Origin of the sequence: Vibrio sp. G-C-1 (genome assembly GCF_021728015.1) — a bacterium.
GTDB lineage: Bacteria > Pseudomonadota > Gammaproteobacteria > Enterobacterales > Vibrionaceae > Vibrio > Vibrio splendidus.
The window spans coordinates 95,062-120,744 of the sequence record NZ_JAKKCR010000012.1; the positions used below are offsets into that span (position 1 = coordinate 95,062).

At 43.6% G+C, this 25,683-nt stretch carries 22 protein-coding genes and 1 riboswitch; of the genes, 12 read left to right on the top strand and 10 right to left on the bottom strand.

Annotated elements, in window-relative coordinates:
* Positions 1-83: 83 nt before the first annotated feature.
* On the top strand, positions 84-275 hold the full coding sequence (locus L3V36_RS17495; RefSeq protein WP_004733590.1) for a hypothetical protein: 192 nt from the start codon (positions 84-86) through the stop codon (positions 273-275).
* Between the two features lie 168 nt (positions 276-443).
* On the opposite strand, the gene L3V36_RS17500 is transcribed toward L3V36_RS17495, so the two are convergent.
* Entirely contained in the window at positions 444-857 is a 414-nt protein-coding gene (locus L3V36_RS17500; protein WP_004733589.1) for a VF530 family DNA-binding protein, read from the bottom strand.
* Positions 858-1,282: 425 nt separating this feature from the next.
* On the opposite strand from L3V36_RS17500, the gene L3V36_RS17505 reads away from it, so the two are divergent.
* Complete coding sequence (locus L3V36_RS17505; RefSeq protein ID WP_102442481.1) at positions 1,283-2,443, top strand: HD domain-containing phosphohydrolase; 1,161 nt, start codon at positions 1,283-1,285, stop codon at positions 2,441-2,443.
* A gap of 134 nt (positions 2,444-2,577) precedes the next feature.
* On the opposite strand, the gene gnd is transcribed toward L3V36_RS17505, so the two are convergent.
* The 5 genes from gnd to L3V36_RS17530 all read right to left on the bottom strand — a co-directional run bounded on the left by gnd (position 2,578) and on the right by L3V36_RS17530 (position 9,098).
* Positions 2,578-4,026: a decarboxylating NADP(+)-dependent phosphogluconate dehydrogenase gene (gnd, locus tag L3V36_RS17510; protein ID WP_208775605.1), complete on the bottom strand. Its 1,449-nt coding sequence runs from the start codon at positions 4,024-4,026 to the stop codon at positions 2,578-2,580.
* Positions 4,027-4,054: 28 nt separating this feature from the next.
* Positions 4,055-4,789: a 6-phosphogluconolactonase gene (gene pgl, locus L3V36_RS17515; protein ID WP_099165509.1), complete on the bottom strand. Its 735-nt coding sequence runs from the start codon at positions 4,787-4,789 to the stop codon at positions 4,055-4,057.
* Entirely contained in the window at positions 4,786-6,288 is a 1,503-nt protein-coding gene (gene zwf / locus L3V36_RS17520) for a glucose-6-phosphate dehydrogenase (RefSeq protein WP_004733585.1), read from the bottom strand. Before zwf ends, pgl begins: the two co-directional genes overlap by 4 nt.
* A 437-nt stretch (positions 6,289-6,725) precedes the next feature.
* A complete protein-coding gene (locus L3V36_RS17525) occupies positions 6,726-7,421 on the bottom strand; it encodes a response regulator (protein WP_004733584.1) in 696 nt (231 codons plus the stop codon).
* A gap of 69 nt (positions 7,422-7,490) precedes the next feature.
* A complete protein-coding gene (locus tag L3V36_RS17530; RefSeq protein ID WP_208775628.1) occupies positions 7,491-9,098 on the bottom strand; it encodes a sensor histidine kinase in 1,608 nt (535 codons plus the stop codon).
* Between the two features lie 662 nt (positions 9,099-9,760).
* On the opposite strand from L3V36_RS17530, the gene L3V36_RS17535 reads away from it, so the two are divergent.
* The 6 genes from L3V36_RS17535 to L3V36_RS17560 all read left to right on the top strand — a co-directional run bounded on the left by L3V36_RS17535 (position 9,761) and on the right by L3V36_RS17560 (position 17,295).
* Positions 9,761-9,988, top strand: a complete 228-nt coding sequence (locus L3V36_RS17535) for a hypothetical protein (RefSeq protein ID WP_004733582.1) — start codon at positions 9,761-9,763, stop codon at positions 9,986-9,988.
* Between the two features lie 215 nt (positions 9,989-10,203).
* Positions 10,204-11,640, top strand: coding sequence for a TolC family protein (locus L3V36_RS17540; protein WP_017087852.1), 1,437 nt, complete (start codon positions 10,204-10,206; stop codon positions 11,638-11,640).
* A gap of 3 nt (positions 11,641-11,643) precedes the next feature.
* Positions 11,644-12,618: an efflux RND transporter periplasmic adaptor subunit gene (locus L3V36_RS17545; RefSeq protein ID WP_208775606.1), complete on the top strand. Its 975-nt coding sequence runs from the start codon at positions 11,644-11,646 to the stop codon at positions 12,616-12,618.
* A gap of 7 nt (positions 12,619-12,625) precedes the next feature.
* Positions 12,626-14,011 carry an ABC transporter permease gene (locus L3V36_RS17550; RefSeq protein WP_208775607.1) on the top strand — a complete coding sequence of 462 codons (1,386 nt, stop codon included), beginning with the start codon at positions 12,626-12,628 and terminating at the stop codon, positions 14,009-14,011.
* The gene (locus L3V36_RS17555) at positions 14,008-15,162 is read left to right on the top strand and encodes an ABC transporter permease (protein ID WP_208775608.1); all 1,155 of its coding nucleotides are present in this window, start codon (positions 14,008-14,010) and stop codon (positions 15,160-15,162) included. Before L3V36_RS17550 ends, L3V36_RS17555 begins: the two co-directional genes overlap by 4 nt.
* A gap of 591 nt (positions 15,163-15,753) precedes the next feature.
* Positions 15,754-17,295 (top strand): alanine/glycine:cation symporter family protein, encoded by a 1,542-nt coding sequence (locus L3V36_RS17560; RefSeq protein WP_004733576.1) that lies wholly within the window; start codon positions 15,754-15,756, stop codon positions 17,293-17,295.
* A gap of 143 nt (positions 17,296-17,438) precedes the next feature.
* Here L3V36_RS17560 and L3V36_RS17565 read toward each other — a convergent pair whose 3' ends face one another.
* The 3 genes from L3V36_RS17565 to L3V36_RS17575 all read right to left on the bottom strand — a co-directional run bounded on the left by L3V36_RS17565 (position 17,439) and on the right by L3V36_RS17575 (position 19,065).
* Positions 17,439-17,681 (bottom strand): hypothetical protein, encoded by a 243-nt coding sequence (locus L3V36_RS17565; protein WP_102488449.1) that lies wholly within the window; start codon positions 17,679-17,681, stop codon positions 17,439-17,441.
* A gap of 323 nt (positions 17,682-18,004) precedes the next feature.
* Entirely contained in the window at positions 18,005-18,739 is a 735-nt protein-coding gene (locus L3V36_RS17570; protein ID WP_004733574.1) for a chromosome segregation ATPase, read from the bottom strand.
* A 167-nt stretch (positions 18,740-18,906) separates the two neighbouring features.
* Positions 18,907-19,065 (bottom strand): hypothetical protein, encoded by a 159-nt coding sequence (locus L3V36_RS17575; RefSeq protein WP_004733573.1) that lies wholly within the window; start codon positions 19,063-19,065, stop codon positions 18,907-18,909.
* Between the two features lie 301 nt (positions 19,066-19,366).
* A riboswitch (glycine riboswitch) is annotated at positions 19,367-19,500 on the top strand.
* A 128-nt stretch (positions 19,501-19,628) separates the two neighbouring features.
* On the opposite strand from L3V36_RS17575, the gene L3V36_RS17580 reads away from it, so the two are divergent.
* The 4 genes from L3V36_RS17580 to L3V36_RS17595 all read left to right on the top strand — a co-directional run bounded on the left by L3V36_RS17580 (position 19,629) and on the right by L3V36_RS17595 (position 24,708).
* Complete coding sequence (locus tag L3V36_RS17580) at positions 19,629-20,999, top strand: sodium:alanine symporter family protein (protein ID WP_102456111.1); 1,371 nt, start codon at positions 19,629-19,631, stop codon at positions 20,997-20,999.
* A 376-nt stretch (positions 21,000-21,375) separates the two neighbouring features.
* On the top strand, positions 21,376-22,218 hold the full coding sequence (locus L3V36_RS17585) for a winged helix-turn-helix domain-containing protein (protein ID WP_108190188.1): 843 nt from the start codon (positions 21,376-21,378) through the stop codon (positions 22,216-22,218).
* Positions 22,215-22,676, top strand: coding sequence for a hypothetical protein (locus L3V36_RS17590; RefSeq protein ID WP_208775609.1), 462 nt, complete (start codon positions 22,215-22,217; stop codon positions 22,674-22,676). The genes L3V36_RS17585 and L3V36_RS17590 overlap by 4 nt, the downstream gene beginning before the upstream one ends.
* Before the next feature lie 556 nt (positions 22,677-23,232).
* A complete protein-coding gene (locus L3V36_RS17595) occupies positions 23,233-24,708 on the top strand; it encodes an aerolysin family beta-barrel pore-forming toxin (protein WP_102495783.1) in 1,476 nt (491 codons plus the stop codon).
* A gap of 154 nt (positions 24,709-24,862) precedes the next feature.
* Here L3V36_RS17595 and L3V36_RS17600 read toward each other — a convergent pair whose 3' ends face one another.
* Positions 24,863-25,498, bottom strand: a complete 636-nt coding sequence (locus L3V36_RS17600; RefSeq protein WP_017077131.1) for a LysE family translocator — start codon at positions 25,496-25,498, stop codon at positions 24,863-24,865.
* Between the last annotated feature and the right edge of the window lie 185 nt (positions 25,499-25,683).

Genomic DNA, 25,683 nt, shown 5'->3' on the forward strand with positions numbered 1-25,683 from the left:
CAATTTAGACTGTTTTTTAGCCTTTATTTTGCCAAAGGTGGGATAATTCTCCTGTCGAAAGTGAGACTTCATTAGGAGGCGTTATGAACATTAAACTCGGTCATGTCATGTCATCAAGTCGACTCATTTGCTTTGTCGCTTTTCTTGCTGCCACATTCGCGTGGATCTTAAAAATGCCCGCTCTGTTTTCTGTGTCAGCGCTATTCTTGCTGATCAGCGCCATTGTTTATGTCGTTGACCTTTGGAAGAATCAAAGAAAGAACCGCGAAGCTTAAGACGAGCGGCTAAGCGACACGCATTAAAAAAGGAGCGCTTAGGCTCCTTTTGTATTTTGCAGTCAAGGCTTTGGCTATCTTACGATGCTCAACTTACGCCTTTACATAAAGACGTTAAAACTAACGACGCCCTTTTACTAGCGACGCCTTTCTATTAACGACGCCCTATTAACGACGAAAGTTACGACCGTTACCGCCGCGACGCTCTTTAAATGCAGACGCAGCTTTAGCTTGTGATGCTAGAATCGATTCAACCGTCAATTCCATTGGCTCACGAGGTTCTAACCCATGGCGGAACGTACGTGAACGCGGAGGCATTTGGTATTCAATATCAGATGCTTTAGGCATACGCTTGAAACGGTAAAGATAGAAGTTTTCAACCTTCTCACGAGCCCATTCAGTCTTCTTCAGATATTTAACAGCACTTGCTACTGTCGGCTTAGTGTTAAAGCAGTTCATGCGCATTGCTGCATCCAAAATTTCCCAACCGTAATGATCCACTAATTCAGTGATCATAGTATCTAGCTTTAAGCCGTGCAGTGGGTTGTTTTGTTGCAGTTCGATTCTTTCTTCTTCAGTCATATCTTTACCTTTTTCAAGGCAACTAAAGGCCTTGAATATACTCTAGAACACCGTCATCACTGACCATATCTAGCTCAATCATTTGGGCATTACATCCATTGCCCTTATCTATGCCTTTATGATGGCATAAAGCATGCTCGTTATCCTATTTATCTTTCAATTTAATTTTAAAATGGTCACTTATCATCCTAATGTTGCGTGCAATACCGCCATGCACTCCCGACGAGTACTTCTCTTAGATTTCAACCAAATTCGTTCAAGTTAACAAAAACCATGATAGAAGCATGAAATATCCCTAATTTAAGTAATGAATTATAAATTTATTAGAACGCAGTGTTGCTAATTAACAGCTCGATGCTATGTTAGAAGTGGTATAGAAACCTACAAATAACGATACTAAACAATGATATAATTATAAATAAAGGTTGGCTTTGACCATGTTTGACTACTCCCAAATCAGTAGAGTAGCCGCCCAAGATAAAGACATTATCGCCATCGTTGATGATCTCTTTCGGCTAGCTCGCGAACATTACCCCATTCTGTCTAGGCTCTCGGTTGTGCTATGCAACGAAAATAGAGCGTCGAATTACTTTGTTTCGGACACTCTGTGCCAAGAAGCCGAACATCGCCATGTCGAGCAAGAACTTACGCCAGAATCGGCTTTGTCGCGCATGGCTGAGTCTTTAGATACCCGGATCATCAACGACCTCACCACCATTAGCTCAACCAAACAAATATCTCACCTACTCGATCTCGGTCATCAAAGCAGTTATACAACACCGATTCATCATCAAGAAAGTAATCTTGGGTTTGTGTTTATCAATGCTTCATCGACAGGATTTTTTGCTAACCAAACTATTCAGTGTGATATCGCCTATCTCACTCAAGTCATCTCTAGCCTTTTCGTTCAGTGGTTTGAGCGCCAGCGTCACTTTCAATCTTCTTTAGCGATCGCTTTAAATATGGGTCATGCTCGAGATCCAGAAACCAAAGAACACCTAATTCGCATGGGTAAATACAGTGAACAAATTGCTCGAACTCTGTCGCACACCAAAAGAGAAATTACCCATCAATTCATTCATCGAATCCGGTTATATGCGCCCTTTCACGACATCGGAAAGTATCGAATTCCAGATAAGGTGCTATTCAGTAGCGCGCGTTTCAATGAAGAAGAAAGAAACATCATGAACAATCACACCTTGTATGGCGAAGAGATGATTGATGACGTGGTTGCCCTTTCCCACCACAGCTCGATGTGCAGCGAAGAGATTCAATTCATAAAGAATATTGTGCGCCACCATCATGAACGGTTTGACGGCTCTGGATTGCCTGATGCTTTGAGTAACACAACGATACCACTAGAGGCTCGAATAGTGACATTAGCCGATGTATTCGATGCGCTGATGAGCAAAAGAGCTTATAAGCACGCGTGGTCACTCGATGAAGTGATGGAATACATAGAAGCGCAGAACGGTTCAATGTTCGACCCAGAGTGTGTCGTGGCTCTTAAACAGAACCTAGACGGCTTTATGGCAATTCGGGAGCAATACAATGACGATGCTCAGCCGCATTTAATGACAGCTTAAACTATGGCACCTTTGTTATTCAGGCCTAAGTAAGAGAACGCGAACCAACAAAAAAGGATGCCAATTGGCATCCTTTTGTTTTCTAGTTTTCAGCTGAAAGAACGAACGTGTTCTTTACTGATTCTAACTAACGATTATACGTCGTAAGTTGTAGAAGCAGTGTCGCCGCCTGTACCAGTCCAGTTTGTGTGGAAGAATTCACCACGTGGACGGTCAGTACGCTCGTAAGTGTGAGCACCGAAGTAGTCACGTTGAGCTTGTAGAAGGTTCGCTGGAAGACGAGCTGTAGTGTAGCCGTCTAGGAACGTTAGTGCAGAAGTCATACATGGCATTGGGATACCAGATTCCATAGACTTAGCTGCAACTTTACGCCAAGCGCCCATGCAGTTGTCTAGGATGCCTTTGAAGTATGCATCTGAACCTAGGAATGCGATTTCTGGGTTCGCTTCGTAAGCATCACGAATGTTGCCTAGGAATGCAGAACGGATGATACAACCGCCACGCCACATAAGTGCAACGTTACCGTAGTTTAGATCCCAGCCGTTTTCGTTCGACGCTTCACGCATTAGCATGAAACCTTGAGCGTAAGAGATGATCTTAGAAGCAAGTAGAGCCTGACGAATTGCATCAACCCACTCTTGCTCGTCGCCTTCAACTGGAGCAACAGTCTTGCCGAACAGTTTCTCAGCTTCAACACGTTGATCTTTAAGTGCAGACAGGCAACGAGAGAATACAGACTCAGTGATTAGAGTCAGTGGGATACCCATGTCTAGTGCGTTGATACCTGTCCATTTGCCCGTACCTTTTTGGCCAGCAGTGTCTAGGATCTTCTCAACAAGCGCTTCACCGTCTTCATCTTTGTAGCCAAGGATGTCAGCAGTGATTTCTACTAGGTAGCTGTCTAGCTCAGTTTTGTTCCAGTCAGCAAATACAGCCTGCATTTCGTCGTGGTTCATACCTAGGCCATCTTTCATGAACTGGTATGCTTCAGTGATAAGCTGCATGTCACCGTATTCGATGCCATTGTGAACCATCTTAACGAAGTGACCAGCACCATCGTTACCAACCCAATCACAACAAGGCTCACCTGCGTCAGTTTTCGCAGAGATACCTTGGAAGATAGGCTTAACCGCTTCCCAAGCTTCAGGAGAACCGCCTGGCATGATAGAAGGACCGAAACGAGCGCCTTCTTCACCACCAGAAACACCAGTACCGATGAAGTGAATACCTTTCTCACGAAGAGCAGCAACACGACGGTTAGTGTCTGGGAAGTTAGTGTTACCACCATCAATGATGATGTCGCCTTTGTCTAGAAGTGGTACAAGCTTGTCGATGAACGTATCTACAACATCACCAGCACGAACCATAAGCATCACTTTACGTGGCGCTTCTAGTTTCTCAACTAGCTCTTCTAGAGAGTAAGCACCAACAATGTTAGTACCCTTAGCTGGGCCTTCTAGGAACTCGTCTACCTTAGCAGCAGTACGGTTGTGAGCCACAACTTTGAAGCCGTGGTCGTTCATGTTTAGGATAAGGTTCTGACCCATTACTGCTAGGCCAATTACACCGATATCACCTTTCATTATTTTATCTCCTTGCGGCTATTCGCACTTATGCGATAGCACTTGCTGCATTTGAATCTAGGAACCACTCTGTTTCGCCAGTTTTAGACTGGATTTTCGCTGCCGGGTAAGGCAGTTCTGAAGCAGGAGTTGTATGAATTTCTTTAACGATCTCAACTTTACCTGCACCCAGTACTAGGTAGCTGATTCGTTTTGCTGCTTCTAAAACTCTCGCTGTTTTAGAAACACGGATCTGGCCCGACTCTGGGTGAGAAGCTAATACAGATAGGTTCTCATCTTGGTAGTCAGTTGCACCCGGGAATAGTGAAGCTGTGTGGCCGTCTGCGCCAACACCTAGCAGGATCCAATCGAATACAGGCGTGCCGTTTTCAGTTGGAATCACGTCTGCCATTTCTTTCGCGAAACGTTCTGCTTCTGCTTTAGGCTCATCTTCACCACGGATGCGGTGGATGTTCTCTGCAGGAAGGTTTACGTTTGTAAACTCTTTTAGTTTCGAAAATAAGAGTGTATTCGCTTCACCGAAGTTGCTTTCAGCGTCGTCTGGTGCCACGCAACGTTCGTCGCCCCACCAGAAATGAAGGTTATTCCATTGAATGCCTTCTGCGTATGGCGCTTGAGCTAAAAGCTTGAAAAGCATTTTTGGCGTGCTGCCACCCGACAATGAAATGTGAACAGGTTTGCCCTGCTCGCTGTATGTTTTCATTTCATTTGCTAGGTTTTCAACGACCAGTTCAGGCGTTGCAAAGATCTTGTGATTGATCATAGTTCGCAGTAATCCGTGTCTGTTAAGTTTTTGCATGGGAAACGCCATGCGCGGCCATCACGCTGCAGAAGCTCATCGGCTTCTTGCGGGCCCCAAGTACCACAAGCATAGCCAAACAGTGCTTGAGGGTCTTGTTTGAGATCTAAGATCGGTTGAACGTACTTCCAACATGCTTCTACTGCATCGGTACGTGCAAATAGAGTCGCATCACCGTTCAGCGCATCAAGAAGAAGACGCTCATAAGCCGTCAGCATTTGAGTTTCAGGCAAGTCAGAGTAAGAGAAGTTCATTTTCACTTCTTTTGCTTTGAAGCCTGCACCCGGCTCTTTCAAACCAAAGCTCATCTGAATACCTTCATCCGGTTGGATACGGATAATCAGCTTGTTCTCTGGTGCATCTTGACCAAATACTGGGTGTGGCGTGTTCTTAAAGTGAATCACGATTTCAGTCACACGTGTTGGTAAGCGTTTACCCGTACGTACGTAGAAAGGAACACCATTCCAACGCCAGTTGTTGATGTGTGCTTTAAGACCAATGTACGTTTCAGTACGAGAGTCGTCTGCGACACCATGCTCTTCGCGGTAACCAGGCAAGTGCTGACCACGAACGTCTGATGCTGTGTATTGACCTAATACTAAATCTTTACGCAGGTCGTCTTCTTCCAGTGGTTTCAGACACTGAAGTACTTTAACCACTTCGTCACGAATTGAATCCGCATTGATTTGAGCTGGTGGCTCCATACCAACCATTGCTAATACTTGTAGCAAGTGGTTTTGGAACATGTCACGAACTGCGCCAGAACCGTCGTAGTATCCGCCACGCTCTTCAACGCCAAGGAACTCAGCACCTGTGATTTCAACGTATTCAATAAAGTTACGGTTCCACAGTGGTTCAAACATCGCATTTGAGAAGCGAAGCACTAGAAGGTTTTGTACCGTCTCTTTACCAAGGTAATGGTCGATACGGTAGATCTGGTGTTCTTGGAAGTGATGATGGATCTCTTCATCTAACGCTTGAGCTGATGCTAAGTCGTAACCAAATGGTTTCTCGATGATCAGACGACGCCAGCCGTTCTTTTCATCGTTCAGGCCATGCGCAGCAAGGTTTGCTGGGATCACACCGTATAGGCTTGGCGGGGTTGCCAAGTAGAATAATGTGTTATGGTTTTCGAATTGGTAGTCTTGCTCAAGCTTGTCTAGACGTTGTGCTAAACGAGCGTAGTCGTCTACATCTGAAGTGTTGATCGCTTGGTAATGCAGATGTTCAATAAATGCATTCAGCGTCTCTGGCTCAGTTTTTTCCATTTCCTGAAGAGACTTCTTCAGCTTCTCACGGTAAGACTCATCGCTGTACTCAGTACGGCTCACTCCAAGAATCGCAAAGGATTTTGGTAGTTGATTGCTAGCATACAGGTGGTACAAAGCAGGAATTAACTTGCGGTAAGTTAGATCTCCCGATGCACCAAAAATAACGATGCTGCTGTTTTCAGGTATTACCATCATCTTTCCTATAAAAACAAGGTTTTTAGTATTCGCCAAAGGTATCAGCGACATACGAAAATAGATAATAGGTCTTGGCTATTACATCAATAGCGAGTGCCTATTACACTTGAGAATGCGTTTGGTAAACGAGGGTGAAAGCTATCACCTCTATTCGGGACAGTATTGTCTATGAGTATTTGATTTACATCAACCACTGTGAAAGCAATCGATTAAATATTGACTCATTTCGAACAAATTCTAATCGATAGCTCAGTTCGCCGAGCCCGAGAGTGAAGCAAATCGGTATTCTCAAACATTGTAGTCAAGAAAGAACGGTATCTGGTCGGTGGAGTGAATAATAGGAAATGGAGAGAAAGGCAAAACCAGCCTATTCAACTGGCTTTATATTTATTTGACAGCATCGCGTTTGTCTTTGTGACTTGTTGTCGCTAAATCTATCTTCTAGCTTTGTTGTAGCAGCGTTCTGGGCGGCCTACTGACCCGTAATTTAAGTCGGCCACTAACTCACCAGTCGTGATTAGAAATTCCAAATAGCGTCGAGCGGTGGTTCGGCTTGCTCCAATACGTTCACCTGCTTCATCTGCTGTAATATCAGCAATGTCGGCTTGTTGAAAAATGGCTCTAATTTTATCAAGCGTTACGCCATCAATCCCTTTGGGTAAGGTTGACACTTTTCCTGAGTCAGCCTTAGCATTGGCTTGCAGCATCTTATCGACCAAACCTTGGTTCAAATCAGACACACTTTCAAACTCTTGCAGCTGCGATTGATATTTTTTCAGCGCCGCTTCTAAGCGAGGAAACATCACAGGTTTCAGCAGATAGTCCACGACTCCACCGCGCATTGCCTGTTGCAAGGTATCGACGTCTCGTGCAGCAGTAATCAAAATCACATCACAACCTTGATTACTACCACGAACGTGGTTCAAAATATCAAGCCCGCATCCATCCGGCAGATACACATCCAATAAAACCAAGTCAGGCTTTAATATGTCTAATTGCATTAACGCTTCAGACTGCGTGGTCGCAATCCCCACCACATCAAAGCCACCCATCTGTTCTAAATAACGATGGTGTAGCTCTGCAATCGCAATATCATCTTCAATGACCATGACTCTCGTGATTGCGCTCATTTATGTTCTTCCTTTAACCATGCTTTTTCCGTCACGATGATCTTCACTCGATCACTTCGCGCTTAATTATTATTGTGCTTCTTTTGGCAGATAAACCGTCATTCGCGTACCAAAATCGTGGTTGTCGACCATTTCAAGCTGTCCTTGATATCGGTCTGCCAGTTGCTTTATTAAATACAAACCGACGCCGCGATTCTGTTTCGCTTTGCTCGATACGCCTTTTTCGGTGAGCGCTTTCGTCGCCAAGTCTTTCGGCAAACCACACCCTTTGTCTTCTACTTCTACGATAATTTCATTACCAAAATCACTGATTGAAACTTCAATAACTCGACGCGCTGGAGTAATTTGCCCCTCTTGTTTGATAGCCGTCATGGTGGCGTCAAAGGCGTTATCTATCAGGTTGCCAAGAATTGTGACAACGTCATCCGCGTTCAGCCAGCTAGGCAATGCTTCAAGCCTTGAGCCTTCTTCGACTTTGAGCTCTAAACCTATTTCTCTCGCACGCTCCGTTTTCCCCAAGAGCATGCCTGCGATGAGCGGGTCTTTAACGGTTTCACGCAAGAACTCGATCAAGCTTTGATAGTGCGCTGTTTCTTGGCCAATCAGCTGTTGTACTGAATCCAACTCGCCCATCTGGATCAAGCCACTAATAGTGTTGAGCTTGTTTTGATGCTCATGGGTTTGTGAACGGAGTAGATCTGCATACTCTTTGGTTTGTGAGAGTTGGTCTGTTAAATCGTTGATTTCATCTCGTAATCGGAAACTGGATACCGCCCCAACGACTTCACCCGCCACGATAATTGGGCTGCGGTTGGCAACGATTCGCTTATTGTTCAGGTACAGCTCGACGTCGTGGTCGGTTTCACCAGTGGATAACAGTTGCTCTAAATCACTGCCGGCCAATACATCTGAAAGGCGCTGTTGGTTTAGTGCAGACTCTCTATCGATAGACAAAATATCGCAGGCACTCTTATTAATAGAACGTAAAATTCCGTGCTTATCGATACTCAGAATACCTTCTTTCACGGTACTCATAGTCACATCTAACTCGACATACAGTCGGCCGATCTCTTCGGGTTCAAAGCCTAAAATAGCGCGTTGAAAGCGACGAGACACATAGCTTGAAATCAAAGCGTTGACCGCAACCACCAGCAACGCCATCACAATCAAAAAGGCTAAATAAGGTTCGATTCGGTCTTGTAACGAGTCCAACAAGTAGCCAACCGACACCACGCCAATGACAGTGCCTTGTGGGTCTTTAACCGCGGATTTACCACGGACAGAAAAACCAAGAGATCCTTTGGCCGTCGACACATAAGATTCACCCAACACCAATGCTTTTTGGTTATCACCACCGCGCATGGGTTTACCAAGCCGGTCATCATAAGGGTGAATCAGCCGGATACCTTTATCATCTCCCACAACGATAAACGCCGCGCCAATGAGCTGGGTAAGGTTTCGAAATTTAACTTGAGTTTCTTCAGATAGAACGTGGGGAGCGCCATTAGGGCCCATCGTTTCATTTTCTTGAATAATGCTGGTGACAAGTGGCGATTCAGACAGAAATTCAGCAACACCTAACGCTTTCAAACCCATCTCTTGTTCTTGAGATTGTTTGATATAATAAAACCCAGCCGCTGAAAGTATCAAAAGTTCAACAAGACCAGTGACCGTCATGATAATCAGCAGCCTTTTACGGAAGCTGATACTACTCCATTTCATATTCCACCGTCCCTAGTGTTAGACGAGCAATGTTAACACTAAGTTAATTAGATGACCTTTCTACGTACGCGAATTTGTGACTGTTACTCAACTAAATAATTGAGCAGATTATTAATTGATAATCCTTTACGTTGTTCACCTCGATTAATCGTTCGCTTTTAGAACGGATTAGCTTAAAAATCAAAATAAACGAATAAACATTGAGCTAGATCACTAAGCTTTTAGGTGTTTTTTAGGTTGTTTAAAATAAATACAATTATAATAGTTGCATATGAAGAAGTTTATTGTTGCCAAGCCATAAGTCATGATTTTCAGACTCTGCTTTAAATCGAAATTTCGGTTAACAAAAAGACAACAACTCTTCGCTCACTGGACGTATCTATCACGAAACGTTGCACGCTCGCTGCTAGGATTGTTGAACAAACAGGTTATCAACCTAACCTCATTCATATGTCTCTATTTACACTATAGGCCAGCATGACAACTCAGAGGTGCCTGATAAAGCAGCGCCCAATAATAAAACATTGATGAGCAGGAAGTATCGATCAGTGGCAACGTCCAATAGAAATAGGATTAAAAACATAACGTATAAACATTGTTGAAAAGGAAACCAGGCAATGAAACGCGATAATTTTGGAATTTGTCTTACTAAGACCATGCTGTTCAAACACTTGCAATCGACTTTTACTCACGTAAGAGCCTATGAGAAAGACGGTACCTCCCCTCTCGATCTCAAGGTATTGTTAGCGTTCCCGCAAATGTCGGGCAGAGATTTATTACAAACAATGCAAGGTTCAAGACAATTGGTGTGGCGCGCCGATCACCATTGTCCTGGCTTTAAATAAGCCGCTTCATTTTGTAAAAACGCTTCTATACTGAACTTAAAAAGCACGCTTATGCGTGCTTTTTAAGTTTCATTTATCTCTGATATCTTCATCACTCAATCCTATTTACACTTGGTTAACGAGTTATGAGACTTTCTCTAAGTGTGAGAGAATCTAATCAAGACAAATGACTATTGCCCTGTTAACATTAGAGTTAATACTCTAATTGGTATTTAATGCAGATGACCAAACCAAAATTTCGATACCTTGCGATCGCCAGCATGCTTCTCGGCACTATGGCTTCGCCAGGCTATGCAGCTCCGCTCACTTTTTCTGAAGCGTGGCAAATATTACAAGAAAACAACAACTCACTTGCGGCTCAACAAGCCAACGTTGAACGTTATCAACACCTTCAGAACTCAACGAGTAGCCTCAACTTGCCTTCTATCACCTTAGGGGCTAACTACACGCACCTTGATAGTGACGTGACCATTAATGGCAAACAATTTGGCGACAGCTTAAGTGGTGTAAACCCAGCATTTGCTCCCTTATTAGGCCAACTAGGTGGAATCACCTCAACGATTACAGAACAAGACATCTTTAGCTCTTCTATTCGCGCGGTTTGGCCTATCTTCACTGGTGGTCGAATTACCGCTGCGCAAAATGCAGCTGAAGGTAAAAGCGAAGAAGCGCAAAGCCAGCTGTTGATGGAAAGACAAGCTCGCTACGAAGACTTAAGTAAATATTACTTCTCGGTGATCTTAGCGGAAGACGTCGTGAAAACGCGTCAAGCCGTTGAAGCTGGCTTAACTCAGCATCGTGATTTCGCCATCAAGCTTGAACAACAAGGGCAAATCGCACGAGTAGAACGCTTGCAAGCGGATGCTTCACTAGACAAAGCAGTTGTCGAGCGAACTAAAGCTCAAAACGATCTTAAGATTGCTCAATTAGCGCTGACTCAAATCCTTGGCCAGAGCCAAAGTGTAGAACCTTCAGAGCAACTGTTTATCAATAAGAACCTGCCTCATATGGATGTGTTCATTGACCAAACACTCATGACCTATCCCGGTCTTAAGATTCTTGATGCAAAAGAGAAACAAGCAAGCAGCTTAATTAAAGCTGAGAAAGGTAAATACTATCCAGAAGTGTACCTTTACGGTGATTACAGCCTGTATGAAGATGACTCTCTCGCCAGCGAAATGAAACCCGATTGGTTAGTTGGCATTGGTGTGAATGTGCCGCTGCTTGATACTTCTGGCCGTTCAGACAAAGTAGCCGCCGCTCACAGCGCGGTATCACAGGTTCAATTCCTGAAGTCGCAAGCTAAGCAAGACTTAACCGTGTTGGTACAGAAGACTTACCTTGAAGCAAATCAAGCAATTGAAGAGGTTCAAGGCCTCAACTCAAGCTTGGCTTTGGCTCAAGAAAACCTATTACTCCGTAAAAAAGCCTTCACTCAAGGACTTTCGAACTCGCTAGAAGTGGTTGATGCAGAGCTCTACCTTGCGAGCATCAAAACCCAGCAATCTGCTGCGCGATTCAAATACCTAATCTCTCTGAACAAGCTATTAGCGCTAACCAGCGAAATGAATGCTTACTCGAGTTACTTAACCTCTTCTGTTCCGTCTGACTTCGACTCAAAAACAGACACCGATAGCCAGTCAAAAGGATAATTCATGAAACCTATTAAGCCCCTTCTTCTATCTTTAGTTGGTATCGGCGTTATTGGCTGGGTCGGATACAGTTTCTACCAAGCTTACCAACCTCAGCCGGTTAAGCTTCAAGGTCAAATCGATGCGCAGCAATACAGCATCTCATCGAAAGTACCTGGCAGAATTGATGAAATATTCGTGCGTAAAGGCGATTCAGTTGAAAAAGGCGAATTGATCTTTTCTCTTCTTAGCCCTGAGATTGACGCGAAGCTAGAACAAGCAAAAGCAGGTCAAAAAGCTGCTGGCGCATTAGCAAAACAAGCAGAGAATGGTGCGCGTACTCAACAGATCCAAGCTGCTAAAGACCAGTGGTTGAAGGCAAAAGCAGCAGCCGACCTCATGGACAAAACTTATCAACGTGTCAATAACCTTTACAACGATGGTGTGGTTGCCGAGCAAAAACGCGATGAAGCCAAAACACAGTGGCAAGCAGCGAAGTACACCGAAAGCGCTGCGTTCCAAATGTATCAATTAGCACGAGAAGGCGCTCGTGACGAAACCAAAGTGGCAGCCGCTCAAAAAGCGTTAATGGCGGCAGGCGCGGTGGCGGAAGTTGAAGCTTACGCAAAAGACACACAGATCCACAGCTGGTTTAATGGCGAAGTCTCTCAGGTTCTATTGAGCAGCGGTGAGCTCGCACCACAAGGTTTCCCTGTTGTGACTGTTATCGACACCAAGGATGCATGGGCAATACTTAATGTGCGTGAAGATATGCTTAAGCATTTCGAGAAAGGCAGCCAGTTTGAGGCGTATCTACCGGCTCTGGATAAATCATTAACTTTCCAAGTAACTCACATTGCCGTAATGGGTGATTTCGCGACTTGGCGTTCAACAGACGCAGCACAAGGCTTCGACTTACGTACTTTTGAAGTAGAAGCGCACCCTGTTAATACTAGCGAAACACTGCGTATGGGCATGAGCCTTGTGGTTGAGCTTTAGGTGACGTATGTCTGCTAACTTTCGATCGATAGGCTCGCGATCTACAGCCTCGCAATCTACAGGCTCACAATCTAGAGGCTCGCAATCAATTGAGCATCATAGAGCGAAGAATACCTTGCTTAGGCAGTGGGCGATTGTTCGCAAAGACAAATGGTTGTTGTCTTGCCTAACTTGGATACCTTTGCTTCTTGCTGCCAGTATTTGGCTGATTTTTTCGCAAGGGATCGCTCGTGACTTACCGGTTGCGGTTGTTGACTTGGAACACAGCCAAATTTCGCAGCAGTTCACACGTCTTGTTGATGCATCACCAACGCTGCAAGTCACTCAGAAATACAGCTCGGCGAGTGAAGCGGCGAAAGCGATGATTGAACGCGATATCTACGGTTATGTTGTGATACCAAGGCATTTTGACCGAGACCTTCTGCTCGGATTGAATCCGCAAGTGTCTGTGTTCTACAACAGCCAATTTATCTTGATAGGTAAGCTAGTGAATTCCGCGTTGTTGCAGGCTCAGGGGACTTTTAACGCGCAACTTGAGGTCGTTAAGCAGTTATCACACGGTGATACCACGGTGCAATCAGCATTAGGCCAAGCAGTAACAGTGCAAAGCCAGATCACGCCGCTGTTCAACAAGAACACCAGTTATGCTCAGTTCTTGGTGTCTGCGGTTATCCCTGCACTATGGCAGATCATGATTGTGGTGGGCACGATATTGGTTTTAACGGCGAACGTTAGAGCACGTGGTCTTCATGCTTGGTTATCCAACGCCCCTATGAAGTCACTAACATCAACATTAACGCCCTACCTTGTCTTGTTCTTGATGTTTGGTATCGCGTTTAGCTTTTGGTTCTATGTCCTCTTAGACTGGCCGTTTAACGGCAGTTTTGTGGCACTGACCGTCGCCCAACTGCTTACCGTCATCAGTTGTATCATCATGGGGTGTTTGTTTTTCTTCTTAACGCTTGATCCAGCAAGGGCGATGAGTTTCGCTGGCGCCTTTACAGCACCAAGCTTTGCGTTCATGGGCATTACCTTTCCAGTAACCGACATGAACACTGCAGCGCAAATCTGGAGAAGCTTGTTGCCCGTGAGTCACTACATCGAAGTACAAACAGCACAATCAAGTTATGGCGCGAGCGCGGCACAGTCGCTTATCAGCCTCTCCTCGATGTTGTGGTATGCGATTCCTGCTTTCGTGGTGATGTTGTTGATTAAGAAACACTTGGCGCAATCGGCTCTGTCTGCACAAACGGATCTAACAGCCCAAGCAGCTCTATCTGCAAAAGCAACGCCTTCAACACCTTCAACACCTTCAACACCTTCAACACCTTCAACACCTTCAACACAGCAAGAGAAATCTGAACAATCAGCACCACAAGGAGTAAAACGATGAGCTTTACTCAACTGCTCAAGCAAGAACTCTTAGCGGTATTGCGTAACCCTGTTGTACTTCTTACGGTATTTGGTGGTGTGGTCTTCTATTCATTCTTGTATCCATTGCCTTACGCGCACCAAGTTCCTCAACAGCTTAAAGCTTCGGTAGTAAACTTGGACAAGAGTCAAAGCAGCTACCAATTAGAACGAATGGTGGATGCCACCTCCCAAATCGAGTTGGTACGTCGAGACTCCAGCATCGCTGATGCAAAGCAAGCCGTACTTAACCAAGAGATCGGTGGGTTCCTCGTCATTCCAGAAGACTTTTATAAAGACTTGCTGCTTGGTAAGAGCCCGACGCTTTCTTACGCTGGCGATGCTTCTTACTTCTTAGTGTACGGAACCATAGTTGAAGGGCTTGCCAAGGCAGGTGGCACGTTAGCTGCGCAAGTTAAGGTCAGTCACTTGTTAGTCGAAGGAGTGCCTTTAGAGTCCGCAGCCAAAGGCTACAGCGCGTTTAGCTTGAACCTAAAACCAACGTTCAATAGCCGCATGGGATACATCGATTACGTAGTTCCAGCCGTCTTTGTGTTGATCCTGCAACAAACCTTAGCCATGGCTTCTGGTTTAGTTGGGGCAACCCAAAACGCTCAATCTACGTTTGGCTATTGGAGTAAGACCTCTCCAGCAAAACTGATGCTTGCTCGCTGTTGTACCTTGGTCGGCATTTATTACTTGTTGTCGATGTACTACTTCGGCGCGAGCTTTTCGATGTATGGAATAAATTTGCTCGCCTCAACGACACAAATTTTGACCTTACTGCTGCCCTTCTTATTGGCCAGTTGTTTGATCGGGATTTTTATTGGTGAGCTAGTGCCAAGAAGAGAGTTAGTCACGGTTGTGGTGTTAATCAGTTCAATGCCGCTGATCTTCTCTTCAGGTTTTATCTGGCCTGTTGAAATGATGCCTGAATGGTTAGTACTGCTGTCACAGTTATTCCCAAGCACATCAGCTATCCAAGGTTTCTTAGCGCTTAATCAGATGGGTGCATCTTGGCAAGAAGTAGCGTCTCAATGGACATTGCTATGGGGCCAAGTCGCTTTATGGGGTTCGTTATTAGCACTTAAGCTTTACCACAAGTCGAGTAAACGTATCACTGGCTCGGTTTAACTCTAGTCTCTAAACGCTAAACCTCATGTTCATGTTCATGTTCATGTTCATGTTCATGTTCATGTTCATCGTAAATCATTAAAAATGGCTCTGATAAAGGGCCTTTTTAATGCCCTCTGGCCTGATTCTATCTTCAGCCATCGATTGTTTAAACACTTCACAAGCACATATCGAATATTCAAACTCGCCGACTTCCCTGTGATCCCGCACTATACTTCACCTTAGCCCGTCGCTATAACCGCTACTGCATATGCCTTTTGCAACCTAAAAAGCATCGACTTATTCCAAAACAATGACAAAACCCGAACAATTGTAAATTTATTGTAAAAATTTCTTTGAGGGTATTATTTTTATGTATAGGATTATCAGTAGGACTTGGTAGGCCGAATACCATAGTCTTATTGGTTCACATACCAAAAGGATATCCATACAAAGCAAGATCAGTACTTATATTTATTTCGTTTTTCGACCTAGCTACAGCCGTTTATGTTGCCGTCGAATGAAGTAGATAAATCACTGAAATGTAAAAAATCAAATAAAAAACAAACACAACAGCAGCAAACATAATTTAATAAAAAGACAGGGAAAACCATGAAAAACTTACGTGAATTATTTTTTGGGTTTATATTATTGTTTAGTTCCAGTGCATTTGCAGAAGAAGGATCATTTAGTCAAAGTATCAGTAACTTGAGCCAAAGTGTTGATGGTTTTTTCAATGACTACACAGGTTGGTTCGTTGGATTAATATTTAAAAGTGTCCCACTTGGTGAAGCAAACTTCCCAATCATTGTTGGCTGGCTATTGCTCGCCGCGATTATCTTTACTGTTTATTTTGGCTTTGTTCAATTTAAACGTGTTGGCATGGCCATAGACATTATCAAAGGAAAGTATACCGACCCTAACTCCAAAGAGGATGGCGAGGTTTCTCACTTTCAAGCGTTAACAACCGCGCTTTCTGGAACTGTCGGACTTGGTAATATTGCCGGGGTTGGTGCTGCACTTGCGATTGGTGGCCCTGGTGCGACATTCTGGATGATCTTGTGTGGTCTTCTGGGTATGGCGTCTAAATTTTGTGAGTGTACTTTAGGTGTAAAATACCGAACTATCTTACCTTCAGGTGTCGTTTCGGGTGGTCCAATGTACTACCTAAGCCAAGGTCTGAGCGAAAGAGGACTCGGTGGACTAGGTAAAGCCCTTGCAATTGGTTTTGCGTTAATGTGTATTTTGGGTGCGTTGGGCGGCGGTAACATGTTCCAAGCTAACCAAGCACATGCCATGTTAACTTATGCATTCGATGTACCAAGTGAATACGGTGTCATCACAGGGCTTGTACTCGCTACCTTAGTGTTTTCCGTTATCGTTGGCGGTATGCCTTCTATTGCATCCGTAACAGAAAAAGTTGTTCCTTGGATGGCTGCTCTGTACATCGGTATGGCTCTGATTGTTATCGGTTCTAATCTTGACCAAGTTGGCCCTGCGTTCAGCGCAATCTTTACAGGTGCATTTACCGGTGAAGGTGTGGTTGGTGGATTTATTGGTGCCCTAATTCAAGGTCTAAAACGTGCAACATTCTCAAACGAAGCAGGTGTAGGTTCAGCAGCAATTGCTCACTCAGCAGTAAAAACAAAAGAACCAATCACTGAAGGTCTTGTATCACTACTAGAACCATTCGTTGATACGGTAATCATTTGTACAATGACGGCATTGGTCATCACTATCGCTGGCTTAAACGTAGGTCCATATGATGGAACAGGTTTAACGGGTGTAACGCTTACTGCTGCATCGTTTACTGAAACGGCAGAAGTATTTAAATACACACTTGCTCTCGCGGTAATCATGTTTGCGTTCTCTACGATGATTTCTTGGTCGTACTACGGTCTTAAGGCTTGGACTTACCTATTTGGTGAAGGCAAAACAACGGAACTGATTTTTAAAGTGATGTTCTGTGTGTTTGTTGTTATTGGTGCGACGATTCAGTTTGGCGCGGTAATCGACTTCTCTGATGCGGCTATCTTTGCGATGTCTATCTTCAACATTCTTGGTCTGTACTTCCTAATGCCTGTTGTGAAGAAAGAACTGCAATCATTTGTTGCTCGTGTGAAATCAGGTGAAATCAAAACTTACGATAAATAACGTTTAGTGGAATGATGTTGAGCTAATAACTAATTTAGGTCTCATAACGATACAGTTCTAATAAACGAGACTGTTCTAAAAATTTTTGTAAGACCCTTTGCTTGAGAAAGCGAGAACAGGACTGCAACTTATCCAAATCCCTACTAGCTTTGCTTGTGGGGATTTTTTATGCCTGAATGATTAGGCGAGTTGCTATCCTCAATGCCCTGCTCACTCTTTTCACTCTTTTCACTCTTTTCACTCTTTTCACTCTTTTCATCATCATGTTCAACGTCGAAACGACGAACTAATTCTTCTACTTCGATCATATCTTTTTGCGCTAATGGCGAACAACAATCATCGAAACAATAAGCTATGGTGCAGTTCTCACAAAGATACTCTGGCATCACTTCATCCCTTGTCGTCAAAGCAGCCAAATGCGAGCTAGCATTCGACTGCGTGTTCATCCTGAACAACACTATTATGCAGCGACTCTGATCTGAAAATATGTATGCAAAGTCATTTAATAGACAACAAGTAACATATCATTATGGATATACGTAACTAGTCACAAATATCTAAGCAAACAATGAAAACACTCAAATAATCAATAATGAGAAAGCACCGGATCTATGCTCCCGAGAAAACGCAAAACGCCCACATCACGTGTGTGATGTGGGCGTTTCAATATTTACTGCAAACTATCTTTGGGTTGATTAAAGCCTGTGGCTTATAGACCCATCTCTTCAGTGAGCGTTTTGATCTGCTTAAGATCCATGGTGTGGACTTCAATCATTTGTCTGATATCACTCAGGCGAGAGTTGGCGTTATCCTGCTTCTCACACGCGTCAGATTTAGCATCCCATGATGTGCCATCTAAGAAAACGTCGCACGCTTTCTTTAGAGAACCAAGGTTCTGTTCAAGTTCATTTTTTTCTTTCTCAAGCTTTTCAAGTTCTTGAGAGATCTGTAATTCTTTTCGGAAAACTTCACGCGAACGCTCAAACAAGGTCGATTGCATGTCAGCCTGACGATTAAGTTTCTGGTTGTCTTGCTGAGTTTGCTCTAACGTTTGCTTCTGTTCGTTTAGCTGCTGCTCTAACGAGTAGTTCGCTTTCTCTAAAACCGAAGACTGCTTCGCTAGGTCTTGGAGCTCTTTTTGATGTTCTTCTGTTTGTTTTACTAGAGCGGCTTCTACTTTTGCATCGATTTCGGTATCGACTTTTGCCACTTTAGTTTCAACGGATGTCATCAACTGTGTTTTGCTGTCATGCAGTTCTTGATAACGAGTTTCGAGTACCTGATAAGTGGACTCCCACTTCGAAGCCGTGATTGTAGAACCGATCAAGCCACCTAACGCCAAACCTATAACCGCAGCAATGCCGATATAAAGCTGACTGCGCTTATCGCGTTCTTCAATAACAACCACTTCATCTTGTTCGCTTTGTCCAGATTGCTGGTTCACTAGCGGGTACTCCCAAAAATTTGTTTAACGTTACACGGTCACTGATACTGATACTGATACTGATACTGATACTGATACTGATACTTTAAGCTCAGTTAAACCTATTGCCCAAGCCAGAAGCACTTGAGCTTTGCTAACACGTTTATCCTATCTGCTCACAGACAGATTTAACGAGTTAACTCCGAAATCATCAGGCTGGCAGTATACAAAAGGAAGCTGCTAACGATAACAATCACTACCCATTTTTGCAGTTTTTCGTTTGTCCGGTAACGAAACAGCACAAATGCCAAAGCCAATAAAAAAACAATCGCTATTAATCGAGTCATAACTCCTCCTTGTTTATCTATTTTATACCATTTAAATAAGCAAGTTACGTCAGAGACTCGTTGTTTGATCATTTAGTTGAACAACATTTGAGCAAACAGATATTTTGTAGCTGACATCACATTTTATATGATCTAGGATACGCCTACAGATTACCTAATTATTTAGGTAATTGTTCCGATGAAGACTGCAGGAGAGTGGTTTTTAACTAAATATTAACATTTAGTTAGATAAACCCGCCGAAGAAGTAAATCTTTCAGGCGCTTTGTGCTGGAGAAATCCAGAAAAGTGAGGACTGTCGTTGGAGGAACCTCTGGAGAGAACCGTACTACTTTTTTGTAGCAAGCGGTCGCCGAAGGAGCAAGCTTAGTGCCCGTTACTTATCTATAAGTGATTCGCTAAGTGAAACTCTCAGGCAAAAGGACAGAGGAGTGGAAAGCAACAGCCTTAATTAACAAAAGAATTCTATCTAGAAATCCGTATGTATTAAGTAGTGCTATCGATCCCTGTGATCTGCACTGCCTTCCCTCTTCTCCTTAAATTTTTAATTTATTAAGGGGAAACTATGAACCATCTACAAGCTACACTTCAAACCATCAACCAATTCGTTTGGGGACCACCGCTGCTTATTCTGCTAGTGGGAACGGGGATCTACTTTACTTTTCGCTTAGGCTTACTCCAGTTTAGACACCTCCCAACCGCGCTAAAAATGGTGTTCACCAAAGACAAATCCGGTACGGGTGACGTATCGAGTTTCGCCGCTTTGTGTACTGCACTTTCCGCAACTATTGGTACAGGTAATATCGTAGGTGTAGCGACCGCAATCAAGATTGGTGGCCCTGGTGCCCTATTCTGGATGTGGCTTGCCGCTGTATTTGGTATGGCGACCAAATACGCAGAATGTCTACTTGCCGTTAAATACCGTAGAACCGATAGCAATGGCGAAATGGTTGGCGGCCCAATGTACTACCTGCAATACGGTGTCGGCTCACGAATCTTAGCGGTAATGTTCGCTATCTTCGCTTTGGGGGTTGCCTGCTTCGGTATTGGTACGTTCCCACAAGTTAACGCTATCTTAGACGCAACTCAAATTTCATTTGGCGCTTCTCGTGAGATGTCTGCTGTCGTTCTTACGATATTGGTGGCAGTTGTAACCCTTGGTGGTATTCAATCTATCGCGAAGGTGGCAGGAAAAGTGGTTCCAACCATGGCAATTATGTACATCGTCGCGTGTTTGAGCGTGTTGGTTTCAAATGCAGACCAACTACTGAATGCCATTACCCTTGTGGTTACCTCTGCGTTTACCAACACCGCTGCAACCGGTGGTTTCTTTGGTGCAAGCATCATGCTTGCTATCCAATCAGGTATAGCTCGTGGTGTATTCTCGAACGAATCAGGCCTAGGTAGTGCGCCTATGGCAGCAGCAGCGGCTAAAACGGACTCGTGCGTGAAGCAAGGCCTTATCTCGATGACAGGTACCTTCTTTGACACCATCATCATCTGTACGATGACAGGCTTGGCGCTTATCTTAACGGGTGCTTGGCAAACCGACCTCTCTGGTGCAGCGATGACCACTCATGCATTCGCTGTGGGTTTAAACGCCGATACTTTAGGTCCAATGTTAGTTTCGATTGGCTTAATCTTCTTTGCGTTTACAACGATTTTAGGCTGGAACTACTATGGTGAGCGCTGTGTTGTTTTCTTACTAGGTACCAAAGCCGTACTGCCTTACAAAATCATCTTCATTGCGTTGGTTGCCTCTGGTGCATTCCTAAAGCTCGACATGATCTGGCTGATGGCGGATATCGTGAACGGCCTAATGGCTATTCCTAACCTGATCGGTCTTATCTTGTTACGCCACGTTGTCATCGAAGAAACAAAGCTATTCTTCAAACCTTTAACCTCTTCAAATGATTGTGAAGCCGTTAAAGCATAACTTGAATTGATTGAATACAAAGCCCGCAATAAATGCGGGCTTTTTTATTGATTCAACACTTAAAGTGACTACATTATTACTTGTCCTATATACCCACAAATATAATAAGATATTTATTCGGTGACTGTTCTAATTAAAATAATGCAAAGGCTAATAAAAAGGCCACTAATAAAACCAACGCTTAATTAGATGTTACTTATATTTAACAGGTTGTGTCTAAATAGCGTCATTTTTATCATAAACGAATAAGAAACATTTTGTTCCAACCACACAAAAAGACACCATAATAAAATATGTGACTTTAATTCACATATGAGTCAGTTTATAGTCATCTACACTCTTGAGAGAATTATAATAAAAATAAAATGTTGGCTATATGATCAGATTTGACCCAATTAAAAACCGTATTTATAACGACGAACGTTCTATTAAAATAGGATATCGTGAGACTCGCGTTTTAGAGTTATTACTTAAAAAATCTCCCGAAATTGTGCGCAAACAAGATATTATTAGTTTCGCATGGGGAAGCGAATTCATTGGTGAGACGTCACTAGCGAAATGTATCAGCTTGCTTCGCCAAGGATTCGTTAAGCTCGGTATCAAAGAGACGCCAATCGTGACTGTGCCAAAGGTTGGTTACCGCCTTATCGATGGTTGTGTCTTGATCGAATCTCAACCACAAATTGGAGCCACTACACCTCTTACTCCAGTGAGCGACCACATATCACTAAGTCATACCAGTACACTAGGTAATCGCTGTTCACAAGGTCAAAGCAGTATTGCGCTCTCTCTTGCAAGTAGCCATGAATCTAAATCTAAACAGACAACACCTGTTTATCATCAAGTCGGCTCATACCGAAATAGACTGTGTTACTTCACTACTGGATGTTTGCTACTGGCATCCGCGTTATTGGCTTTTGCTAAAGTTAATGAGAGAAACCTCAGTGATATCAACCCTGTTAATCGACTCAACGAGCAGTGGATTGGTCAAGTACAAGTTTTCCAAGATCCTGAAATGGCGATGACTCCTGAGCTAGAAAGCATCCTCTATCAGTATCAATGTGATTGTGTGGCGTACGTTAGCGAAGAGCCCGGCTATTCAGAACTCTCCGTACTCAACAAAGCAACACGCCAGTCTGTCAATATCTTTTACACGTCAACACAATTGGATCAAGCCAGCACCGAGCTGGCGCTATTCTTAGAGAGAGGCCAACTATGATGCCATTCGTTGCACTCATTTCCGCATTCGCTTTATTAGTTGGTATATGGAATATCCCTTCGCCCCAACCAAAAGAAGAGCATCGCTATCAACATAGCGTGGTGGACTTCATAGTGGATGACAATGTATTACGTACCGATGGATTAACAAAAATAAGTAACAACGAAGTCCTGCATCTTATGTCAGTCCAGGACGACAACATGCCCAACCCGATTGTCCTGAGATTCAAAGGAAAAACTAACCCTTCTCAATCATTTTTCTTTTCTATATCTGGCACCATCGACTTAGTCTCTGTACAGAAAATAAATAAAACAATGAATGACAGCCTATTGTCGCCTTATCTTTTAATCAACAATGACCCATTAACGGTAAAGATTGATATCTTAAGTTCAAATGATTTATTTGCCATAATAAAAACGTGTAATACAGGCCGAACACAACTTCTGGCTAAGCGATAATTAGGAACAGTTTGGCCACCAGCAACCGCTACTTTATTATCAAATGACGATCCTTGTCGATATTACACATAGAAAACGGATGGTTATTTTTATTCATCTATCAGTAATACAATGACGACTTGATCCTGACTTAAAGTGTTTCAATGTTAAAAAGGTCGCACATCAAGATATCCAATCTAGATTTAGACTCCTTATGGTTAAATAACCGCCTTAAAGTTACGAACATTGTGAATGGTTATATCTATCTTTCTACTTAACCATTCACATCAAGCGTAACGAAATAACATCAAAGCGTTTTGACGTTTAAGCCAAAATAATAACACTCTATTTTTCTAAAAATGGTTTGAGCCCCATCAAATAATTTCCTTTAAGTTGCACACACTTTCACCATACAAACACATTCAACAATACAACCCGATGAATTCAAAGGGTAAATTAATTCAAGCCTTTTCAGTATCTATCTATTTATCAACATGAAAAAGTGAACTTGTCTTGTTAACTACACGGCACACAAAACATTATCAAAATAGAAAAATTACAAACGAGGGAATTGTTAATGATTAGTATAAACAGAAGTCTCTTAGCAACCGCAGTGTTGTCTGTTCTATCAACCGGTGTAAACGCAAAGGTGTACCCGGACCAAATAGTGTTTGACCAACTTGGTGAAGATGTATGTCGCTCTGGTTATCGTCCTTTAGACCGTTATGAAGCTGAAGAGCAGAAGAGTGCTTTGGTCGCTCGTATGGGCACTTGGCAGATTACCGGGTTAAAAGGAAACTGGGTAATCATGGGGCCTGGTTATCATGGCGAAATTAAACAATCAAACAGCGGGTCTACGTTCTGTTATCCGAACAATGACCAATCTGAAATACCAAATTACTCGGCTAAAGCCGTCACAGAAGGCAGCGAGATAGACGTTGAATATGACTTAGTGAACAACCGCAATGATTTTGTACGCCCTCTTAGCTATCTAGCTCACAACCTAGGTTATGCATGGGTTGGCGGTAACAACAGTCAGTATGTTGGCGAAGACATGACGATTAAACGCTCAGGTGACTCTTGGGTAATACAAGGCAACAACAGTGGCTCTTGTGATGGTTATCGCTGTAACGAAAAAACTAAGATCACCGTCGACAACTTCACCTACACCGTTAACGACAATAACTTTTGGCACGGCGATGTCGTCGAGTCCGATCGTGAACTGGTTAAAACGGTTTACGCAACCGCGAGAAACAGAAGCGACATCGCGCAGCAAGTCGTTGTCGACCTAAAAGTCGATGAGTCTACAAATTGGTCGAAAACGAATAGCTATGGGTTCTCCGAAAGTGTTCAAACAGAGAATACATTTAAATGGCCTTTGGTTGGCGAGACTAAGCTAACGATTAAATTAGAAGCGAATCAGAGCTTCGCTGAAACCAATGGTAACTCCACGAGCGAGCAAGTCACACTTCAAGCTCGTCCTATGGTTCCAGCGAATTCAGAGCTGCCGATTCGAGTTGAGCTATATCGTTCAACCATTTCTTATCCGTACCGATTCAACGCCGACATCAGTTACGATGTTGAATTTAACGGCTTCCTACGTTGGGGTGGTAACGCATGGCACAGCCATCCAGACAACCGCCCGTACAAAGCTCACACCTTCACTATGGGCCGCAGCAGCAATGAATCAGCCGATATTCGCTACCAATGGGATCACAGATACATTCCAGGAGAAACGAAATGGTGGGACTGGGGCTGGGCTATCAAAGAAGCCGGTTTATCAAGCATGCAGTACGCGACTGGAGGAAGCTTACGCCCATTCCACTCCTACGTATCCGGTGATTTCAACGCTGAATCTCAATTTGCAGGCACCATTGAGATTGGCCAAGCGACACCAATTACTAACAGTTTACGCAGCAAAAGAAGTGTTGATTCAGTCAACGAAACCACTGAGCGCATTGGCGATATCGAAGTTACCACCAACTTCAATGCAGATGAGTTGAGTGACTTAGGTTTCGAAGGCGCTGAGATGAACATTAGCGTTGTTGAATAACGCAGTGGCTCACATCTAACACTCGATTTACCAGTAACAAAAAAGCCCACGGCAGTGTTTATATACAAACCTAACGTGGGCTTTCTTCTTTTTAATTCAATTGTGTAGAGCCTTTAGGACGACTCCCAATAACCTATACCCAAAACGGTTCAGGTTATACTGGCTCTTCCATCAGAAGCTTAACCCCCAGCCCCACCAGCACCATACCCGTCACACCTTCCATCCACTTCATAAAACTCGCGTTCTTGAGCAAGTTTTTAGCTGAGTTAAGTGCCCCAGCCAAGCCGCATTGCCACACCATCGCAATCATAAAGTGTACCGAAGCCATCAACATAGATTGCAATAAAGGCGAACCTTCAGGGTTTACAAATTGAGGTAAAAAGGCCAGATAGAAAACTGCTGTTTTTGGGTTAAGAACGTTAGACAGAAAGCCTTCACGCAAAGAACGCTTTGCACTGTATGCTTGCTGAGCTTGTTCACCGACCTTCAAACCACCACCGTTTTTCATCAACGCTCGTAAACTGCTTAAGCCAAGCCAGATGAGGTAAACTGCACCTACCATCTTAACGGCTTGAAAGAGTTCAGCAGACTGGGCAAGAATTGCAGAAATACCCACAGCAGAGAAAAAGGCGTGTACATAGAGGCCGCTACAAATACCAAAGCTGGTCATTACACCGTCAGATAAGCCCGAGCGGCTCGTGTTGCGAATCACCAAAGCCGTATCTAAGCCCGGCGTTAGCGTTAAAATAGTGATGGCAATTAGAAATGCCTCAAAGTTCAAAATATCCATATTATTGTCATTGTTGTTCAGCGATCTATCATCAATACCGCTTATCTGAACAATTCGCAAGCAACAATTGCCATCTGCTATACAAGTCACTGATTTTGTGCACAATGGAACAGTTTGATTTGTTAAGAAATAGTAAATTCTAGGCATCGTACTGCCTCATGCTTTTATCGCTATATCTTCGACTG

Excerpts from the sequence above, each read along its gene's own strand:
- L3V36_RS17545 (WP_208775606.1), top strand. The coding sequence starts at position 11,644 with ATGAAACCTATTAAGCCCCTTCTTCTATCTTTAGTTGGTATCGGCGTT.
- L3V36_RS17525 (WP_004733584.1), bottom strand. The coding sequence starts at position 7,421 with ATGAGCGCAATCACGAGAGTCATGGTCATTGAAGATGATATTGCGATT.
- L3V36_RS17595 (WP_102495783.1), top strand. The coding sequence starts at position 23,233 with ATGATTAGTATAAACAGAAGTCTCTTAGCAACCGCAGTGTTGTCTGTT.
- L3V36_RS17495 (WP_004733590.1), top strand. The coding sequence starts at position 84 with ATGAACATTAAACTCGGTCATGTCATGTCATCAAGTCGACTCATTTGC.
- gnd (WP_208775605.1), bottom strand. The coding sequence starts at position 4,026 with ATGAAAGGTGATATCGGTGTAATTGGCCTAGCAGTAATGGGTCAGAAC.
- L3V36_RS17575 (WP_004733573.1), bottom strand. The coding sequence starts at position 19,065 with ATGACTCGATTAATAGCGATTGTTTTTTTATTGGCTTTGGCATTTGTG.
- L3V36_RS17530 (WP_208775628.1), bottom strand. The coding sequence starts at position 9,098 with ATGACGGTCACTGGTCTTGTTGAACTTTTGATACTTTCAGCGGCTGGG.
- L3V36_RS17555 (WP_208775608.1), top strand. The coding sequence starts at position 14,008 with ATGAGCTTTACTCAACTGCTCAAGCAAGAACTCTTAGCGGTATTGCGT.
- L3V36_RS17600 (WP_017077131.1), bottom strand. The coding sequence starts at position 25,498 with ATGGATATTTTGAACTTTGAGGCATTTCTAATTGCCATCACTATTTTA.
- L3V36_RS17535 (WP_004733582.1), top strand. The coding sequence starts at position 9,761 with ATGAAACGCGATAATTTTGGAATTTGTCTTACTAAGACCATGCTGTTC.
- pgl (WP_099165509.1), bottom strand. The coding sequence starts at position 4,789 with ATGATCAATCACAAGATCTTTGCAACGCCTGAACTGGTCGTTGAAAAC.
- L3V36_RS17500 (WP_004733589.1), bottom strand. The coding sequence starts at position 857 with ATGACTGAAGAAGAAAGAATCGAACTGCAACAAAACAACCCACTGCAC.
- L3V36_RS17565 (WP_102488449.1), bottom strand. The coding sequence starts at position 17,681 with ATGCCAGAGTATCTTTGTGAGAACTGCACCATAGCTTATTGTTTCGAT.
- zwf (WP_004733585.1), bottom strand. The coding sequence starts at position 6,288 with ATGGTAATACCTGAAAACAGCAGCATCGTTATTTTTGGTGCATCGGGA.
- L3V36_RS17540 (WP_017087852.1), top strand. The coding sequence starts at position 10,204 with ATGCAGATGACCAAACCAAAATTTCGATACCTTGCGATCGCCAGCATG.
- L3V36_RS17590 (WP_208775609.1), top strand. The coding sequence starts at position 22,215 with ATGATGCCATTCGTTGCACTCATTTCCGCATTCGCTTTATTAGTTGGT.
- L3V36_RS17585 (WP_108190188.1), top strand. The coding sequence starts at position 21,376 with ATGATCAGATTTGACCCAATTAAAAACCGTATTTATAACGACGAACGT.
- L3V36_RS17580 (WP_102456111.1), top strand. The coding sequence starts at position 19,629 with ATGAACCATCTACAAGCTACACTTCAAACCATCAACCAATTCGTTTGG.
- L3V36_RS17560 (WP_004733576.1), top strand. The coding sequence starts at position 15,754 with ATGAAAAACTTACGTGAATTATTTTTTGGGTTTATATTATTGTTTAGT.
- L3V36_RS17550 (WP_208775607.1), top strand. The coding sequence starts at position 12,626 with ATGTCTGCTAACTTTCGATCGATAGGCTCGCGATCTACAGCCTCGCAA.